Annotated in this window: 3 protein-coding genes; all 3 read left to right on the top strand. The window is 33.2% G+C overall.

What is annotated here, in order from left to right; genetic code table 11:
* A partial coding sequence (locus JI65_RS16735; protein ID WP_191018304.1) for a hypothetical protein occupies positions 1 to 303 on the top strand: 303 nt, incomplete at its 5' end.
* Positions 304 to 409: 106 nt separating this feature from the next.
* Positions 410 to 1,120 (top strand): hypothetical protein, encoded by a 711-nt coding sequence (locus JI65_RS16730; RefSeq protein WP_191018303.1) that lies wholly within the window; start codon positions 410 to 412, stop codon positions 1,118 to 1,120.
* A 237-nt stretch (positions 1,121 to 1,357) separates the two neighbouring features.
* Positions 1,358 to 1,888 carry a hypothetical protein gene (locus tag JI65_RS16725; protein ID WP_191018302.1) on the top strand — a complete coding sequence of 177 codons (531 nt, stop codon included), beginning with the start codon at positions 1,358 to 1,360 and terminating at the stop codon, positions 1,886 to 1,888.
* Positions 1,889 to 2,410: the final 522 nt, after the last annotated feature.

Genomic DNA, 2,410 nt, shown 5'->3' with positions numbered 1-2,410 from the left:
CCGGAAAAGATGGGAAAAAAGTGTAATTATAGAAGCTTTTTTGAAAAAAACACCGGCAGGAAAATCATGCTGAAGCAGCAGAAGTTCGGTTATGAAAAATCCGTGTTTTCGGCGATTGCGGGTCGAGCCAGCAGGAAGGACTTGTCGGGGAAACGGCCGCCGGGTCAGGCCCGACTGCCCGAAAAAACTTGCGGTGCAAAAAGTAGGGCAGGTCAAGCCTGCCTCTTCTTTTCGGCGAAAGAAAGAGAGGAAAAATATCTTTCTAAGATGCGGTGTAAATTTTTGTTTGAAGTTGTAAAATAAAAGCCAGCCTAACAAAGCTTCAAAGCCGACAGGCGGTCAAGCCGCCTGCGGTTTAAGCAGTTGTTATGTGGACGCCCACACTGGGGCGCTTTTTTTAGGAATATAATTGAAAAAAGATTTAAACATCATTATAGAGAATAAACTAACAGACTCTCAAAAGAAAAATCTTAAAAAGAATTTGAATTGTACTTGCAGTTTTTTAGATACCATGATTTCTATCCGAAATGCAACTTTTGAGGAAGAAGAAATTTTCATCTCAAGGCTTAAAGAAATCTGTGATTATAAAATAGACTATGATCATGAAGTTTTGGAACTTGAAGATTTAGATAAGTATGAATACTTTTATGCTTCTGGACAGTGTAACGGTTCGCCAGATACTTTAATAAATCTGTGTGAATGGCCATTGGAGTTAAATGCTAATCCATCGTTTGATTATTCAAATTATTGTACTGTATGCAAAAGAGGTCTTGTTCAAATAGCACCATTGAGAATAAAAGGATTAACAACAAAGCATTTTAATAAAAAACTTGTAACTCCATTCTGGACATATTGGATTATTAATAAAGAATTCAAAGATGCTATAAACAAAAGCAATCTTTCTGGTATAGAAATTCTTTCGTTATATAATTATAAAAATGAAGAAATTCAAACAAATATGCAGTTAAAGCCAACCAGGGTATTAAAAGATTCAATATGCTCTGAAGCATTTAATATTGTACATGATGATAAATGTACGTGTAATAATTTTATGTATGGAATAAAAGGAAAAAGACATAAAATTAAAAAAGGAAATAAAAAATTATTTATTAGATTTTAATGAACTTGAAGAACACAATCTTTCAAGAGAAAATGGAATGTACATTATTAGCAAAAAAATGTTAAATGTTATGGTCAATAATGGAATAAAGCCAAATATAGATATTGAATTTATTCCTGTAGAATTTGAATAAAAACACATAACAAAGGTTCGTAGCCGACAGCGGGTCAAGCCCGTTGCGGTACAACCAGTTGTTATGACGACAGGCCACTGGCCTGCCCTATTTAGGAGAAAAAAATGAATGGAAGAATTATAGTTTTTTTAATTTTTTGTTTTAGTTTAGTTGGATTAACATCTTGTAAAAAATCAGATAATAAAGAATTAATTGAACAAAGTATCGAAAATGAAAAAATAATTCTTCAGAAAAACATCACAGAAGTTCTTGATAAACTGGATTTCAAAGATAAATATTCTATATCAATTATTTATCAGCCAAACCAGGAACATTCAAAAAATGTTATTTCTGAAGAAAAAATAACAAGAAGAGTTTTCGGTAAAGCTGACTTTTCAGAACCCAATGATTATCCAAACACATTTGATGCAAACAAATTTGATGGAATGTGGGAAGAAAAAAATTATCGAGCCAATTATTCTGAAGAAAAAGAAACTGAAAATTTAATTAATGGATATTTTTCTGTAATAATAATTCTCCAGGAAATTAATAAAGAAAAGAAGGATAAAATAATGGCATTAATGAATTATTCGGTTGCAAATTCAACACGTGGTGATTTAATAAATGTAATTTCAAAATCGGATTTTTCTAATTAACATTAAGGAATATAATTTCATCGAGTCAAGCTCGATGAAATTATTAATAAAACTTTCAAGTTATTATGAGGAAGTGATTTTATTAAAAGGAATATTTCATAAAGCAAGTCAAGCTTGCTTTATGAAATGAAATTTAACTTTTGGGCTTGGGCGAAGAAGCGGTAGTAAGCGGCTTTACGCCGCTTGGGAAAAGTATAATAATAGAAACATACGCTCAAATGGCTATATAGAATATTCTTAAAGAAAAAAGTATTTATGAAATCTAATTCTGTATAAGAAAAATAATTAGTCATAACAAAGGTTCGTAGCCGACAGCGGGTCAAGCCCGCTGCGGTACAACCAATTGTTAGGTTGACAGGCCAGTGGCCTGAAAATTTTTGGAAATAAAAACAAACAGCAAGAAAATTCAGCTGAAAATAAAAGAAGTTCTGTTATGGCAGACTGCGCTTGCGGCAATGCGGGGCGAGCCCGCAGGAAGGACTTGCAAGGGATACGGCCGCCGGGTCAAGCCCGTCTGCCTAG

The organism is Treponema zioleckii (assembly GCF_014737315.1).
Lineage (GTDB): Bacteria > Spirochaetota > Spirochaetia > Treponematales > Treponemataceae > Treponema_D > Treponema_D zioleckii.
The sequence above is the reverse complement of the archived record's forward strand: the minus strand, read 5'-3'. Positions and strand labels throughout refer to the sequence as shown.